The sequence below is a fragment of the Burkholderia sp. BCC0322 genome, from assembly GCF_902833045.1.
GTDB lineage: Bacteria > Pseudomonadota > Gammaproteobacteria > Burkholderiales > Burkholderiaceae > Burkholderia.
In genome coordinates this window covers 121457-136973 of the sequence record NZ_CADFDU010000011.1, presented here as the reverse complement: position 1 = coordinate 136973, position 15517 = coordinate 121457, and the positions used below count along the sequence as shown (strand labels likewise).

General features: G+C 68.3%; 17 protein-coding genes. 16 read left to right on the top strand and 1 reads right to left on the bottom strand.

Features of this window, described 5'->3' with window-relative positions:
• Window positions 1-19 precede the first annotated feature (19 nt).
• The 10 genes from HWX39_RS26590 (at window position 20) to HWX39_RS26545 (ending at window position 9126) form a co-directional block, all read left to right on the top strand.
• On the top strand, window positions 20-1213 hold the full coding sequence (locus tag HWX39_RS26590) for an ABC transporter permease (protein WP_244135107.1): 1194 nt from the start codon (window positions 20-22) through the stop codon (window positions 1211-1213).
• Window positions 1210-2124, top strand: a complete 915-nt coding sequence (locus HWX39_RS26585; RefSeq protein ID WP_175970728.1) for an ABC transporter ATP-binding protein — start codon at window positions 1210-1212, stop codon at window positions 2122-2124. The genes HWX39_RS26590 and HWX39_RS26585 overlap by 4 nt, the downstream gene beginning before the upstream one ends.
• A gap of 18 nt (window positions 2125-2142) precedes the next feature.
• Window positions 2143-3072: an MlaD family protein gene (locus tag HWX39_RS26580; protein WP_175016397.1), complete on the top strand. Its 930-nt coding sequence runs from the start codon at window positions 2143-2145 to the stop codon at window positions 3070-3072.
• Window positions 3073-3110: 38 nt separating this feature from the next.
• Window positions 3111-3734 (top strand): PqiC family protein, encoded by a 624-nt coding sequence (locus HWX39_RS26575; RefSeq protein ID WP_175970727.1) that lies wholly within the window; start codon window positions 3111-3113, stop codon window positions 3732-3734.
• A gap of 19 nt (window positions 3735-3753) precedes the next feature.
• Window positions 3754-4905, top strand: coding sequence for a VanZ family protein (locus HWX39_RS26570; RefSeq protein WP_175970726.1), 1152 nt, complete (start codon window positions 3754-3756; stop codon window positions 4903-4905).
• 162 nt (window positions 4906-5067) lie between these two features.
• On the top strand, window positions 5068-5385 hold the full coding sequence (locus HWX39_RS26565; protein WP_011694422.1) for a ferredoxin: 318 nt from the start codon (window positions 5068-5070) through the stop codon (window positions 5383-5385).
• A 13-nt stretch (window positions 5386-5398) separates the two neighbouring features.
• Window positions 5399-6043, top strand: coding sequence for an alpha/beta hydrolase (locus HWX39_RS26560; RefSeq protein ID WP_175970725.1), 645 nt, complete (start codon window positions 5399-5401; stop codon window positions 6041-6043).
• Between the two features lie 486 nt (window positions 6044-6529).
• Window positions 6530-7843: a D-alanyl-D-alanine carboxypeptidase family protein gene (locus HWX39_RS26555; RefSeq protein ID WP_175970724.1), complete on the top strand. Its 1314-nt coding sequence runs from the start codon at window positions 6530-6532 to the stop codon at window positions 7841-7843.
• 48 nt (window positions 7844-7891) lie between these two features.
• The gene (locus tag HWX39_RS26550; protein WP_175951423.1) at window positions 7892-8818 is read left to right on the top strand and encodes a D-amino acid aminotransferase; all 927 of its coding nucleotides are present in this window, start codon (window positions 7892-7894) and stop codon (window positions 8816-8818) included.
• Complete coding sequence (locus HWX39_RS26545; RefSeq protein WP_011353335.1) at window positions 8818-9126, top strand: YbeD family protein; 309 nt, start codon at window positions 8818-8820, stop codon at window positions 9124-9126. Before HWX39_RS26550 ends, HWX39_RS26545 begins: the two co-directional genes overlap by 1 nt.
• Here the strand turns inward: HWX39_RS26545 and HWX39_RS26540 are convergent.
• On the bottom strand, window positions 9110-10096 hold the full coding sequence (locus tag HWX39_RS26540; RefSeq protein ID WP_175970723.1) for a transcriptional regulator GcvA: 987 nt from the start codon (window positions 10094-10096) through the stop codon (window positions 9110-9112). The two genes, HWX39_RS26545 and HWX39_RS26540, sit on opposite strands and share 17 nt — an antisense overlap.
• Before the next feature lie 102 nt (window positions 10097-10198).
• Between HWX39_RS26540 and HWX39_RS26535 the strand changes: the two genes are divergently transcribed.
• The 6 genes from HWX39_RS26535 (at window position 10199) to HWX39_RS26510 (ending at window position 15409) form a co-directional block, all read left to right on the top strand.
• Complete coding sequence (locus HWX39_RS26535; RefSeq protein ID WP_174974766.1) at window positions 10199-10525, top strand: DUF2917 domain-containing protein; 327 nt, start codon at window positions 10199-10201, stop codon at window positions 10523-10525.
• Between the two features lie 84 nt (window positions 10526-10609).
• Entirely contained in the window at window positions 10610-11365 is a 756-nt protein-coding gene (lipB, locus tag HWX39_RS26530; RefSeq protein ID WP_175970722.1) for a lipoyl(octanoyl) transferase LipB, read from the top strand.
• The gene (lipA, locus tag HWX39_RS26525) at window positions 11358-12350 is read left to right on the top strand and encodes a lipoyl synthase (protein WP_006753858.1); all 993 of its coding nucleotides are present in this window, start codon (window positions 11358-11360) and stop codon (window positions 12348-12350) included. Before lipB ends, lipA begins: the two co-directional genes overlap by 8 nt.
• A 254-nt stretch (window positions 12351-12604) precedes the next feature.
• Window positions 12605-13621: a taurine ABC transporter substrate-binding protein gene (gene tauA, locus HWX39_RS26520; protein ID WP_175970721.1), complete on the top strand. Its 1017-nt coding sequence runs from the start codon at window positions 12605-12607 to the stop codon at window positions 13619-13621.
• A 28-nt stretch (window positions 13622-13649) separates the two neighbouring features.
• A complete protein-coding gene (locus HWX39_RS26515; protein WP_175970720.1) occupies window positions 13650-14447 on the top strand; it encodes an ABC transporter ATP-binding protein in 798 nt (265 codons plus the stop codon).
• Window positions 14447-15409, top strand: coding sequence for an ABC transporter permease subunit (locus HWX39_RS26510; RefSeq protein WP_175970818.1), 963 nt, complete (start codon window positions 14447-14449; stop codon window positions 15407-15409). Before HWX39_RS26515 ends, HWX39_RS26510 begins: the two co-directional genes overlap by 1 nt.
• The last annotated feature ends 108 nt before the right edge of the window (window positions 15410-15517 follow it).

Genomic DNA, 15517 nt, shown 5'->3' with positions numbered 1-15517 from the left:
GCCAGGCGTTCCCACGGAAATCCTCACGTCGCGTCGCCGGGCGGTTCGCTACAATGGCCGCTGTCACCATTTTGCAAACAACCTGCCCTTGGACTTCGAGACTCCTCCCGGCCTGTCGGTCGACGCCGGCGGCCAGGGCCAGACGGTGCGCCTGACCGGCCAGTGGACCGCGCTCGCGCTTGCGCGCAATCGCGGCGTGGTCGCGCGCCGCGTCGCGAGCATCGCGTCCGGGCGCGTGAGCGAATGGGATCTGTCCGGCATCGAGCGGCTCGACCACGTCGGCGGCCAGGCGCTGTGGCGCGTGTGGGGGCGCAAGCTGCCGGCCGGCGTCGCGCTGAGCGACAACCAGCGCACGATCTTCGAGCGCATCGAGCGGCTCGACAGCCAGCGCGAGGCGCCCGAGCGCGTCATGCGCGTCGATCCCGTCACGCGGCTCGGCCAGGCAATCTTCACGTTCGGCGAACACCTGCAGGGCGGCATCGCGATGTTCGGCCTCGTGATCCTCGACGCGCTGTCGGTGCTGCGCCGCCCGCGGACGATGCCGTGGAAGGAAACGTCGGCGAACATCTACAGCGCGGGCACGCAGGCGCTGCCGATCACGGCGCTCGTCGCGTTCCTGATCGGCATCGTGCTCAGCTACCTGTCCGCGCAGCAGTTGCAGATGTTCGGCGCGAACCGCTACATCGTGAACATTCTCGGGCTGTCGGTGATCCGCGAGCTCGGCCCCGTGCTGTCGGCGATCCTCGTCGCGGGCCGCTCGGGCTCGGCGATCACCGCGCAGATCGGCGTGATGCGCGTGACCGAGGAGCTCGACGCGATGCGCGTGATGGGCATCCCGCACGGGCTGCGGCTGGTGCTGCCGCGCGTGCTCGCGCTCGGCGTCGCGATGCCGCTGCTCGTGATGTGGACCAACATCATCGCGCTGACGGGCGGCGCGCTCGCCGCGAAGCTCGTGCTCGGCATCGACGTCAACTATTTCGTGCGCTCGCTGCCGGGCGTCGTGCCGATCGCGAACCTGTACATCGGGGTCGGCAAGGGCGTCGTGTTCGGCATGCTGATCGCGCTGGTCGCCTGCCATTTCGGCTTCCGGATCAAGGCGAACTCGCAGAGCCTCGGCGAAGGCACGACCACGTCGGTCGTGTCGTCGATCACGGTCGTGATCCTCGCCGACGCGGTGTTCGCGATCCTGTTCCAGAACGTGGGGCTCGGATGAACGTGTCGAACGAAACGGATGCCCACGCCGCGGCCATCGGTGCCGGGTCGATCGGCACGCCGCCGGCCGCGGCGGCGGATACCCCCGACCTCGTGATCGAGGTGCGCAACCTGACCAAGCGCTACGGGCGCAACATCATTCACCAGAAGCTCGACTTCGACGTGCGGCGCGGCGAGATCGTGTCGATCGTCGGCGGCTCGGGCTCCGGCAAGACCACGCTCGTGCGGCAGATCCTCGGCCTCGAGCGGCCGACGTCGGGCACGATCAAGGTGTTCGGCGAAGATACGTCGACGATCGACGACGCGAGCGCGCGGATGATGCGCACGCGCTCCGGGATGCTGTTCCAGCAGGGCGCGCTGTTCTCGTCGATGACGGTGTTCGACAACGTCGCGCAGCCGCTGCGCGAGCTCGGCCGCGTGCCGTCGGACTTGCTGCACGACATCGTGATGCTGAAGCTCGAGATGGTCGGGCTGCCGTGCAAGCACGCGTCGAAGATGCCGGCCGCGCTGTCGGGCGGGATGGTGAAGCGGGTCGGCATCGCGCGCGCGATCGCGCTCGAGCCCGAGCTGCTGTTCCTCGACGAGCCGACGGCCGGCCTCGATCCGCAGGCGTCGGACGAATTCGTCGAGCTGATCGCGACGCTGCACCGCACGCTCGGGCTGACTGTCGTGATGGTGACGCACGATCTCGACACGATGGTCGCGCTGTCGACGCGCGTCGCGGTGCTGGCCGACCGCAAGGTGCTCGTCGCCGCGCCGGTCGAGGAGGTCGCGAACGTCGACCATCCGTTCATCCACGAATATTTCCTGGGGCTGCGCGGGCGCCGCGCATTGCAGGCGCTGCCGCCCGAGCGGCGCGCGAAGCTGCCGAAGGCGGCCCTCGAACCGGCGCTGTCGAGCGTCGAGCTGTAGGCACGAAGGAATCCGCGAATGGAAAACAAATCACATGCGTTCTGGGCCGGCCTGTTCACGATCGCGCTGACGCTCGCGATCGCGGGCACCGTGTTCTGGTTCAACGTCGACCGTACCGTGCGCGTGCCGTACGACCTGCTCGCGCGCACCAACGTGACGGGGCTGTTTCCGGACGCGGCCGTGCGCTTTCGCGGCCTCGACGTCGGCAAGGTGCAGTCGATCGGCTTCGATCGCGCGCACCCGGGGCAGATCCGGATCCGCATCCTCGTCGACCACGACGCGCCGATCACGCAGTCGACCTACGGCAGCCTCGGCTTCCAGGGCGTGACGGGCATCGCGTTCGTGCAGCTCGAGGACACGGGCCGCGATCTGGCGCCGTTGCCGTCGTCGACGAAGGCGATCGCGCAGATCCCGATGCGCCCGAGCCTGTTCGACCAGATCCAGGAGCGCGGCGATGTGCTGCTGCGGCAGCTCGAACTGGCCGCGAAGAGCGCGAACGCGCTGATGTCGCCCGAGATGCGCGAGCAGTTGCGCGCGACCGCTGAAAGCCTGCAGCACGCGGCCGATGGCGCTACCACGCTGACGAAGCAGCTCGGCCCGGCGGTGACCGCGCTGCCGGAAACGATGCACGAGGTGAACCGCGCGATGGCGTCGGCGAACACGCTGCTGCAGCCGAACGGGCCGCTCGTGTCGAACCTGAACAAGGCCGGCACGGCCGCGGAGCAGATCGGCGTCGCGCTGAACGGTCTCAACGCGCGCGTGCAGTACGACACGCTGCCGCGTTTCAATGCGCTGGCCGGCAGTGTCGGCGACGCTTCGCGGCAATTGAAGGACGTGGCCGGTGAACTTGGCCGCAACCCGCGCAGTCTGTTGTTCGGTTCGCCCGGCGCGGCGCCGGGGCCCGGCGAGCCGGGCTTCGTCTGGCCGGGTGCGACGGCCGGGCAGTGATACCCATCGAAACCGGAAACATCATGCAGGAACACGCCATGCCACGAATCCTTGAGCGCGCGCTGCGTCCCGCCGCGGCCGCGCTTGCCGTGCTGACGCTCTCGCTCGCGGCCGGCTGCGCCGGCAACAGCGCGGTGCTGTCGAATGTCCGCTACGACCTCGGGCCGGCCGCGTCGGTCGTGACCGCAGGCCCGGGCCCCGCGCTGAAGGTGCTCGACGTTGCCGCGCCCGACGCGCTCGACTCCGACAAATTCGCCTACCGCCTCGCGTACGTGGACGCGCAGCACGTTGCCGTCTATCGCGACAGCCGCTGGACCGCGCCGCCCGCGCAATTGCTCACGCAGCGGCTGCGCGGCGCGCTGTCGTCGCGTGGCACGGTGCTCGAAGGATCCGACGGCGTGCGCGCGCCGACGCTGAAGGTCGACCTGGACGAATTCGAACAGGTGTTCGACGGCCAGTCGCAGAGCCACGGCGCCGTCACCGCGCGCGCGACGCTGATGCTGGACGGCAAGGTGCTCGGCCAGCGCACGTTCGTTGCACGCGCGCCGTCGAGCACGCCGGACGCGGCGGGCGGTGCCCGCGCGCTCGCGACGGCGAGCGACCAGCTCGTGTCGCAGATCGCCGCGTGGGTCGGCATGCAGGCGTACGCGGGCACGCCGTGACGCGTGCCGCGCAGCCGCGATGAGCGCGACCGGTACGCCTCGCGCATCGCCGTTCGCGCGACAGGCCTTTGCCGCTTACACGGCACTCATCGTCTACGCGTCGCTGTATCCGTTCGAAGGCTGGGTGTCGCTCGGCATCGGGCCGTTCGACTACCTGTTCGCGCCGATGCAGCGCTATGTGACCGCATTCGACGTGGTCACGAACGTGCTCGGCTACATGCCGTTCGGCGCGCTCGCCGTGCTCGCGCTGCACCCGCGCCGGCGCGGCGTGGCCGCGACGCTGATCGCGGCCGGGCTCGGCGTGCTGTTGTCCGGCTCGATGGAAGCGCTGCAAACCTACCTGCCGACGCGCGTCGCGTCGAATCTCGATCTCGCGGCCAACGCGCTCGGCGCGCTGCTGGGCGCGGCGCTCGTCGCGCCGGCCACCGGTGCGCTGCTCGATCGCGGCGCGCTGCGCCGGTTGCGCTTCGCGTGGTTCGAGGACGACGGCGCGACACCGCTGCTGCTCGCCGGGCTGTGGCCGTTCGCGATCCTGTTTCCGTCGCCGTTCCTGTTCGGCATCGGCGACTGGCCGGCCGCGCTGTGGGAGCGGGCCGACGCGTCGATGCAGGACGCGCTGCTTGCGTGGTTGCCGGCCGCGTGGCGCGTGGGCGAATGGCCGGAGCGCGTCGACGGCTGGCTGTCCGACTCCGGGTGGGAGGCCGCGCTCGGCGGGTTGATGCTGTTCGCCGCGCTGACGATCGCGTCGCTCGCGATGCGGCCGCGCGCGCCGCGCATCCGGCTCCTGATCGCGCTCGTCGCCGCGACGCTCGTGCTGAAGGCGGCCGCGACGTTCATGCAGTCGGCCACCGGCCTCGTCGTCGTGTGGGCGACGCCCGGCGCGCGGCTCGGGATCGAGCTCGGTTTCGCGGCCGCGCTCGTCGCGCTGCACGTGCCGGCGACCTGGCGCGCGACGCTTGCGGCGCTCGCGCTGCTGGCCGGCGTGGCGCTCGTGAACCTGCTGCCGGTCAACCCGTTCTTCGACTTCACGCTGTCGGGCTGGCGGCAGGGGCGCTACCTGCACTTCAACAGCCTCGCGCGCTGGCTCGCGTGGATCTGGCCCTACGCGGCGCTGATCTGGCTCGGCCAGCGCGTCGAGCATGCGTGGCTACCGGCCGCATTGCGCCGGTGACGCGGAGGCTGCGGCTGCTGCGGCTGCAATAACGCGGCCGCAGCGGTATCGCGGGCAGCGCCGTGCGCCGCTCGCTATAATCGTCCGCATCCTCCGCTGCCCCGCGCAGCGGCAACCGCCCCTCTTTCCGCACGGCCTCGCGCCGGGCCGCTCGTCACCATCATGGATTCCTACTACCAGCACCACGTCTTCTTCTGCCTGAACCAGCGCGAACCGGGCGCCGAACGCCCGAGCTGCGCGCAATGCGACGCGCAGACCATGCAGGAATACGCGAAAAAGCGCGTGAAGGAGCTCGGCCTCGCGGGGCCCGGCAAGGTTCGCATCAACAAGGCCGGCTGCCTCGACCGCTGCGAGGAAGGGCCCGTGATGGTCGTGTATCCGGAAGGCACGTGGTACACCTACGTCGATCAGGCCGACATCGACGAGATCGTCGAATCGCACCTGCGCGACGGCAAGGTCGTCGACCGCCTGAAGATCTGAGCGGGCCGGTCGAATGAACGTTCATACGCAGAAGTCGCTGATCGTGGGGCCGGTCGGGCAGATCGAAATCGCGGTCGACCTCCCCGACGCGGTGCGCGAAGGCGGCGCCGCGCCGCGCGGCATCGCGCTGGTCGCGCATCCGCATCCGCTGTTCGGCGGCACGATGGACAACAAGGTCGCGCAGACGCTCGCGCGCACGCTCGTGCAGCTGAACTACGTCGTGTTCCGGTCGAACTTCCGCGGCGTCGGCGCGACCGAAGGCGTGCACGACAACGGCACCGGCGAGGCCGACGACCTGCTCGCGGTGCTCGCGCACATGCGCGCGCAGCCTGCGTATGCCGACCTGCCGCTCGTGCTCGCGGGCTTCTCGTTCGGCACGTTCGTGCTGTCGCACGTCGCGAAGCGGCTGCGCGACGCGGGCGAGACGATCGAGCGGATGGTGTTCGTCGGCACGGCCGCGAGCCGCTGGCAGGTGGCCGACGTGCCGGAGAACACGCTCGTGATCCACGGCGAAACCGACGACACGGTGCCGATCGCGTCCGTGTACGACTGGGCGCGGCCGCAGGAACTGCCGGTCGTCGTGATCCCCGGCGCCGAGCATTTCCTGCATCGCAAGCTGCATGTGCTGAAGCGCATCATCGTCGACGCCTGGCGCTAGTCGGTGCGCGGATGCCGGCGTAACGCCGGTAGCCCGCGTCGCCTCTCGCACGGAATCTCCGGCACGCGCCGGACGCGCGTTCCCCCCGCGCGACATCGCGCCGCAGCGTGCGGCGCAACCCGACTTCCACCTCGCCTGCGCGAGCCTTTCGCACAGCTTCGTGTGCGATGACGTGCGGCTTGCCGTCACCCTGAGCCCGATGCCGATGTGCGGCCGTTGGGCGCCAGGTTCGCGAAAACGCCCCGCGCGGCCACGTATAATGGCCGCATTCCGCTTCGCCCGCGGCCCGGCTGGGCCCATGCGGCGCTCGTTTCGCCGCCTGTCCGCCCGCTCGCGACGGCCGCGAACCGAACGCGTCCGCACGAGTCCAACCGGCGCGTTTCGCGTCGCCCGACGATCTCGGGCGAGTGCCCGAAACGCCCGCCGCCTTGCCGTTCAACCCTGCGCGTTTCGCACCGCACTTTCTGCCATCAGCCTGAATCGATCATGCGTCTGTCTCCCCAAGGCCTCAAGTCCCTCGCTTCTTCCATCGCCTTCGGCACCGCCGCGCGCAACGTCGCGCTCGGCGTGATGCTGCCTGTCGCGCTCGCGTCGACGATCGTCGTCGCCGAGGCGAAGCCGGCCGCCAAGGCCCGGGCCGCGCATGCAGCGCCGGCCGCCACCGAGCAGTTCACCGGCGCGCCTGCGACCTACATGCCGGGCGCGGTGCCGCCGCCGGGCGTGAATGCGCGCTCGTGGGTGCTCGTCGATGCGACCAGCAACACGGTGCTCGCGTCGGGCAATGCCGATGAACGCGTCGAGCCCGCATCGCTCACGAAGCTGATGACGGCGTACCTCGTGTTCGAGGCGCTCGACAAGAAGAAGATCTCGATGGAGCAGATCGTCACGCCGAGCGAAGCCGTGCGCCGCGTCGGCCGCGACGAGTCGCGCATGTTCATCGAGGCGAACAAGCCGGTGTCCGTGCACGATCTCGTGTACGGGATGATCATCCAGTCGGGCAACGACGCCGCGATCGCGCTGGCCGAACTCGTCGGCGGCAGCGAAGGGCAGTTCGTCACGCTGATGAACGCCGAGGCGCAGCGCCTCGGCATGAAGGGCACGCACTTCGCCGACGTGAACGGCATGCCCGACCCGAACCACTACACGACGGCCGGCGACCTCGCGAAGCTGTCCGCCCACCTGATCCGCGATTTTCCGCAGTACTACAGCATCTTCTCGGAGAAGGAATTCAAGTACAACAACATCCGCCAGGGCAACCGCAACCGGCTGCTGTGGCTCGACCCGACGGTCGACGGCCTGAAGACGGGCCATACGCAAGCGGCCGGCTACTGCCTGATCGCGTCGGCGAAGCGCGCGATTCCGGGTGTGGACGGTCAGCGCCGCCTGGTGTCGGTGATGATGGGCGAGCAGAAGGAAGGCGAGCGCACGCAGGACAGCATGAAGATGCTGAACTACGGCTACAGCGCGTTCGATTCGGTGCGCCTGTTCAAGGGCGGCCAGGCGATCTCGACGCCGCGCATCTACAAGGGCAAGGACAACACCGTGCAGGTCGGCGTGCAGGGCGACCAGTGGGCGACCGTGCCGCGCGGCCTCGGCGACAAGGTCAAGACGGAAGTCGACGTCAACGCGCCGCTGATCGCGCCGCTCGCGCAAGGCCAGCAGGTCGGCACCGTGAAGATCGTCGCCGACGGCAAGACGCTGTCGGAATTCCCGGTCGTCGCGCTGCAGGCGGTGCCGGAAGCGGGTATCTTCGGGCGTATCTGGGACTCGATCCTGCTGATGTTCAGCAAGAAGAAGTAAGCACGACGGGCCTTTGTTTTCACGACTTCATCCCCATCTGTCATCGTTATGAGCCAAGCCGAATTCGAACCGATCGTCTACCTCAGCGTGTCGTCGCAGGAGGAAATGGTGCCGCTGTCGGAAGCCCGCGTACCGGTGCTCGACCGCGGGTTCATCTTCGGCGACGGCGTGTATGAAGTCGTTCCCGTCTATGCGCACGACGGCGCGCACGTGCCGTTCCGGATCGAGCAGCATCTGGCGCGGCTCGAGCGCAGCCTGAAGAAGATCGGCATCGCGAGCCCGCACGATGCGGCGGGCTGGCGCGCGCTGATCGAGCGGGTGGTCGCGGCGAACGCCGAAGGCCTCGGCGACGGCAACGCGCTCGTCTACCTGCAGGTGACGCGCGGCGTCGCGAAGCGCGGCCACGCGTTCCCGGCGAACGCGGTGCCGACGGTGTTCATGATGACGAGCCCGCTGCGCCTGCCGTCCGCCGAAGAACGCGCGCAGGGCGTGCGCTGCGTGACGGCCGAGGATCGCCGCTGGCTGCATTGCGACATCAAGTCGATCTCGCTGCTCGGCAACGTGCTGATGGCGCAGCATGCGGCCGAACGCGATGCGTTCGAGACGCTGCAACTGCGCGACGGCAACCTGACGGAAGGCTCGTCGTCGAACGTGTGGATCGTGAAGAACGGCGAACTGCTCGCACCGCCGCGCAGCAACAAGATCCTCGAAGGGATCCGCTACGCGCTGATCGAGGAGCTGGCGGATGAATGCAAGATCCCGTTCGTTGCACGCGAGATCAGCGAAGTGGAGTTGCGCGCGGCCGACGAAATCATGATCACGTCGGCCACGAAGGAAGTGCTGCCCGTCACGTCGCTCGACGATCTGCCCGTGCAGGGCGGCAAGCCTGGCCCCGTGTTCGCGGCGTTGTATGACGCGTACCAGCGCGCGAAGGCGCGCGAGTTTGAACAGTTTGACCTAACCCGGAGAAAATGATGAGCGAACCGACCAAAACCATCGAGGTGACCGGCGCGATCGATACCCGGAAGGAGTCGCTGCTGGAGTTCCCGTGCGATTTCCCGATCAAGATCATGGGCAAGGCGCACCCCGAGTTCAAGGACACGATCTTCAAGGTCGTGGCCGTTCACGACAACGAGATCGATGTCGAGAAGATCGAGGAGCGTGCGTCGAGCGGCGGCAATTACACGGGCCTCACGATCACCGTGCGGGCGACGAGCCAGGAACAGCTCGACAACATCTACCGCGCACTGACCGGCCATCCGATGGTCAAGGTTGTGCTCTAAGCGCCCTCCATCCTCCTTCCTGCGCGCACTCGGCGGGACGCTTTCCCGCCGCGCGCCGCGCGTCCAGCTCGTCGCACAGCCGCTTGTATTCGGCGACTTCCTCGAACAGCCAGTTCCGGAACGCCTGCACGCGCGGCGTGTTCAGCAGCGGCGGCGGACACACGAAGAAATAGTGCCACGGGCTCGGCCCGTCGATGTCGAACAGGCGCACGATGCGTCCGTCGAGCAGGTCGTGCACCGCGAGCGAGCGGCGCACCAGCGCGATGCCCTGGCCGTCGATCGCGGCCAGCAGCAGGTTCGACGAATCCTGGTACAGAATCCCCCGCTTCGGCTCGGTCAGCGTCTTGAGCCCGGCCGCGTCGAACCACGGGCGCCACAGCTCGTCGTCCGAGCGCAGCAGGGTGTAGTGCGCGAGATCGGCGGGCGTTTGCGGCAGCTTGCCGCCGTTCAGCGTCGGCGCGCACGCCGGAAAGAACACCTCGTCGAACAGCGGCTCGACATGCAGCCCCGGATAGTTGCCCTGGCCGAAGCGGATCGCGAGATCGACGTCGTCGCGCGCGAAATCGGTGAGCGAGTTGGTCGACTGCAGTTCGACGTCGATTTCCGGATGCCGCTCGATGAACGTGCCGATGCGCGGCGTGATGAAGCGCGCGGCGAACGACGACAGCATCGACACCACGAGCCGCCGGTCGCGGTCGCTCGCGCGCACGTCGCGGGTCGCATCGGCGATCACCATCAGCGCGGTGCGGATCTGCTGTGCGTAGCGCATGCCGGCGTCGGTCAGGCACAGCCGCTTGCCGTTGCGCGTGAACAGCTGCACGCCGAGCTCCTCCTCGAGCGCGCGCACCTGGTGGCTGACCGCGCCGTGCGTGACGAACAGCTCGTCGGCGGCGCGCGAGAAATTCTCGTGACGGGCGGCGGCTTCGAACGCGCGAATCGCGTTCAGCGCAGGTAGCTGGCGGAGGTCCATTTGCTAATTTTCCTCACATCGACGTGAAAATTGGTCGTTTTGTCGGACGCCTTGAAGTGACTACGATTGTAGCCATCGAAGCATTTATTGGCGGAGTCGATCATGCAAGAAATTTCTTCAAGCATCACGTTCGAAATCCCCGCGGGCGAAACCGTGCCGATGAAGGTGCAACGCAGCACGCGGCTGGTGGTGCAGCGCGGGCCGGTGTGGGCGACGCGCAGCAACGACGTCAACGACTACTTCCTGGTCGACGGTGAAACGCTGAAGCTGCGCCGCGGCGAGCGGCTGTGGCTCAGCGCGGAAGGCCGGGAGGGCACGTGCGTGGCATTCTCGGTGTCGCGGCCGCCGCGGGAAGTCGCGCTCGGCGGGCTGGCACGGTTGCGCGAACGCGTGACCGCGCTGCTCCATGACGGATGGCGCACCGTCTGACCATCATTTCCTCCGACGGATACCGGCGATCCGTCCCTTCTCCCAGGCCGGCGAGACCCACGGGTTTTCGGTAAACTACCGCCCATGTCCGTTTCGCCGGTTTCCATCGTGTCCACGCCTGTTGCCGTTTCCGCATCGCCCGCCGGGTCACCGGATCAGCCGGCCCAGTCGGTCACCGTGCGCTGGCGGGGCGTCGAGACCTACGAGGCGAGTTTCGACGCAATGCGCGCGTTCACCGACACGCGCACGGCCGACACCGGCGACGAGATCTGGCTGGTCGAGCACCCGCCCGTCTACACGCTCGGCCAGGCCGGCGACCCGGCCCACCTGCTGGTAGCCGACAGCGGCGTGCCGCTCGTGAAGGTCGACCGCGGCGGGCAAATCACCTACCACGGCCCCGGCCAGATCGTCGCCTACCTGCTGCTGGACCTGCGCCGGCGCAAGCTGATGGTGCGCACGCTGGTGACGAAGATCGAGGAGGCCGTGATCGAAACCCTCGCGGCGTATAATCTCGCTTCGGTCCGCAAGGCGGGCGCGCCCGGGATCTACGTGGCATCCGGCGTGCACGAGGGCGCGAAAATCGCGGCCCTCGGCCTGAAGATCCGTAACGGCTGCAGCTATCACGGGCTGAGCCTGAACGTGAAGATGGATCTGCGCCCGTTTCTTGCGATCAACCCGTGCGGCTATGCCGGACTGGAAACCGTCGACATGGCGAGCCTCGAGGTTGCCGCCGACTGGAACGACGTCGCCCATACGCTGGTGCGCCGTCTGATCGCCAACCTCGACGGCGCATCCGCGGCCGCCGACAAGCCGCACGCACTGGAACAATCGAATGACTGACGTTACCGCTTCTCCCGCACCGGCCGATTCGGCCGCGACCGCTGCCTACGATCCGACCGCCAAGCAGAAGGCGCAGGCGAAGACGGCGCGCATCCCGATCAAGGTCATTCCGATCGAGAAGCTGAAGAAGCCCGAGTGGATCCGCGTGAAGGCGGCCACCGGCAGTTCGCGTTTCAACGAGATCAAGACGATCCTGCGCGAGCACAACCTGCATACGGTGTGCGAGGAAGCGAGCTGCCCGAACATCGGCGAATGCTTCGGCAAGGGTACGGCAACGTTCATGATCATGGGCGACAAGTGCACGCGCCGCTGCCCGTTCTGCGACGTCGGCCATGGCCGCCCCGATCCGCTCGACGCGGATGAACCGAAGAACCTCGCGCGCACGATCGCCGCGCTGAAGCTCAAGTACGTGGTGATCACGAGCGTCGACCGCGACGACCTGCGCGACGGTGGCGCCGGCCACTTCGTCGAGTGCATTCGCGAAGTGCGCGAGCAGTCGCCGGAAACGCGCATCGAGATCCTGACGCCGGATTTCCGCGGCCGTCTCGACCGCGCGATCTCGATCCTGAACGCCGCGCCGCCGGACGTGATGAACCACAACCTCGAAACGGTGCCGCGCCTGTACAAGGAAGCGCGCCCGGGTTCGGACTACGCGCACTCGCTGAAGCTCCTGAAGGACTTCAAGGCGCTGCATCCGGACGTCGCGACGAAGTCGGGCCTGATGGTCGGCCTCGGCGAAACGGAAGAGGAAATCCTGCAGGTGATGCGCGACCTGCGCGCGCACGACGTCGACATGCTGACGATCGGCCAGTACCTGCAGCCGTCCGAGCACCACCTGCCGGTGCGTGCGTACGTGCATCCGGATACGTTCAAGATGTACGAGGAAGAGGCGTATAAGATGGGCTTCACGCACGCGGCCGTCGGCGCGATGGTGCGGTCGAGCTATCACGCGGATCTGCAGGCGCACGGGGCCGGGGTGGTCTGAGCGCCGTTGCTTTCGTTGTCTTCCGGCGAACCCGAACAAAGCCCGCAGCGATGCGGGCTTTTTTTGCTGGTGCGGCCGCCATTCCTGCGGTCGCACGGCAATCGTCACCCGACCGGACGCGCAATCCGGTCGAGCATGAAAAGCAAAGCTGAAACGGCATCGATAGCTTCGCAGGATAAGTTCGCTCCCGCCGCGCGCAAAGCTCCTATAGTCGGCTCTCCCGCAGCAACGCCCGCATTCCGAAGGAGAGCCGCATGTCCCGTTTCAGCTTCATCCGCCGCGCCGTCGTCGCACTGACCGCCTTTGCCGCGCTCGGCGCGGCGCACGCCGAATCGCGCGAAGTCGTGATCGCGTACCAGGACATGGTCGTGCCGTGGCGCTACGCGCAGGCGAGCGGTGAAGTCGAAAAGGCGACCGGCTACAAGGTGACGTTCCGCAAGCTCGACAGCGGCGCCGACGTGATCCGCGCGCTCGCGTCGGGCTCCGTGCAGCTCGGCGAAGCCGGCTCGAGCCCGATCGCGGCCGGCCTGTCGCAGGGGCTCGACATCTCGCTGTTCTGGGTGCTCGACAACATCAACGACGCCGAGGCGCTCGTCGCGCGCAACGGTTCCGGCGTCACGAGTATCGCGGCGCTGAAGGGCAGGAAGATCGGCGTGCCGTTCGTGTCGACGTCGCATTTCCACACGCTCGTCGCGCTGCAGGCCGCGGGCGTCAACCCGAACGACGTGAAGATCGTCAACCTGCGCCCGCCCGAAGTCGCGGCGGCGTGGGCGCGCGGCGACATCGACGCGACCTACATCTGGGATCCGGTGCTCGCGAAGGTCAAGCAGTCGGGCACCGTGCTGACCACGTCGGGGCAAGTGGCGAAAGAAAGCGGCAAGGCGACCTTCGACGGCTTCGTCGTGAGCCGCAAGTTCGCGCGCGAGAACCCCGAGTTCGTCACGCGTTTCGTGAAGGTGCTGGCCGCCGCCGATGCCGACTATCGCGCGCATGCGGCGGCGTGGAAGGTCGGCTCGCCGCAGGTCGCGGCGGTCGCGAAGGTATCGGGCGCGAACGCGCAGGACGTGCCGGCCAGCCTCGCGCTCTATGCATTCCCGACGGCGGCCGAGCAGGCGTCGCCGACGTGGCTCGGCGGCGGTGCGCAATCGGGCGCCGCGAAGTCGCTCGCGGCCACCGCCACGTTCCTCAAATCGCAAGGCACGATCCAGACGGTGCTCGCCGACTACTCGGCCGGCGTCGATCCGCAGTTCGTGCAGAAGGCAGCGCGCTGAGCGCGGCGAACATCGCGGAGTCCCGAGCATGAGTACGCTGGAAGTCCGTCAGGTTTCGGTGGCCTATCCGGGCGAGCGCGGCAGGCCGACGACGCAGGCGCTCGCACGCGTCGACCTGCGCATCGAGGCCGGCGAATTCGTCGTCGCGCTCGGCGCGTCCGGGTGCGGGAAGACGACGCTGCTGAACTGCATGGCCGGCTTCGTCGCGCCGACCACCGGCGACGTGCGCGTCGACGGCGTGCCGGTCACGGGGCCCGGCGCCGATCGCGGCGTCGTGTTCCAGAAATACGCGCTGCTGCCGTGGCTTAACGTGCTCGACAACGTCGCGCTCGGGCTGCGCTTCGCGCGCGTGTCGAAAGCCGAACGCGAAGCGCGGGCGCGGGAAATGCTCGCGCTCGTCGGGCTCGACGGTCATGCGCATGCGCGGGTGTACGAGCTGTCCGGCGGGATGCAGCAGCGGGTCGGCATCGCGCGCGCGCTCGCAAGCGACCCGCGCGTGCTGCTGATGGACGAGCCGATGGGCGCGCTCGACGCGCTGACGCGCGGCACGATGCAGGCGCTCGTGCTCGACGTGTGGGCGCGCACCGGCAAGACGGTGTTCTTCATCACGCACGACGTCGAGGAGGCGCTGTTCCTCGCGACGCGTCTCGTCGTGATGACGCCCGGCCCCGGCCGGATCGCGGAAACCTTCGAACTGCCGTTCGCGCGCCGCTACGTCGAATCGCGCGATGCGCGGGCGGTGAAGTCTTCACCGGATTTCATCGCGTGGCGCGAGCGGCTGATCGCGTATCTGCATCGCGACGAAGCGGCCGAGGTGGCCGCGTGATGCATGAACTCGCGCGACAGGGCGCGTCGGTCGGACGCGGTCGGATCAGCACTTTGCACAGGCAGGACAGCATGAGCACGCAGGATTCGTGGACGGCCGACGCGACGGCCGCAGGTGTCGAGCAGGGCGATCGCATGCGGACTCGGGCGGCGGAACGTCGTGTACCGTCGTCGCGGCGCTACCGGTTGCCGGGGGAAGGGAAGACGGCCGGGTTGAGCGTGGCGACGATCGCGGCGCTGGCCGTGCTGTGGTGGGTCGCCACGCATCGCCAGTGGTTGCCGCCGCTGTTCCTACCCGCACCGGAAGCCGTGTGGACGGCATTCGTAGATGCATGGCATGGCCGCATCCAGGGCGGGTTGCCGCTGTCCGAACATCTGCTGTGGAGCGCCGCGCGCGTGTTCGGCGCGTTCCTGCTCGCGACCGCGGTCGGCGTGCCGGCCGGCATCCTGATGGGCGTGAGCCGCGTCGCGCGCGGCGTGCTCGATCCGCTGCTGGAGTTCTACCGGCCGCTGCCGCCGCTCGCGTACCTGCCGCTCGTCGTGATCTGGTTCGGCATCGACGAAACGGCGAAGCTCGTCGTGATCTTCCTCGCGTGCTTCGCGCCGATCGCGATGGCCGCACGTGCCGGCGTGCGTGCGGCGACGGTCGAGCAGATCAACGCCGCGTATTCGCTCGGCGGCAGCTTCGCGCAGATCGTGCGGCATGTGGTGCTGCCGGCCGCGCTGCCGGAAATTCTCACCGGGCTGCGGATCGCGATCGGCTTCGGCTGGACGACGCTCGTTGCGGCCGAGATGGTCGCCGCGACGGCCGGGCTCGGGCAGATGGTGTTGAACGCGTCGAGCTTCCTGCGCACGGATATCGTCGTGATGGGGATCCTGATCATCGGCGCGATCGCATGGCTGTTCGATCTCGCGATGCGATGGGTCGAGCGGCGGGTGGTGCCGTGGAAGGGGAGAGGATAGGGCGGCACGGCGCGCGCGTGGTGTATGCCGGGTGTATGGCGCGACGCGTGACGGTGATGAGCGTTACAGGGTCGCGAAAGGAAGGGGCCGGGTTTCGTATCGATCGAA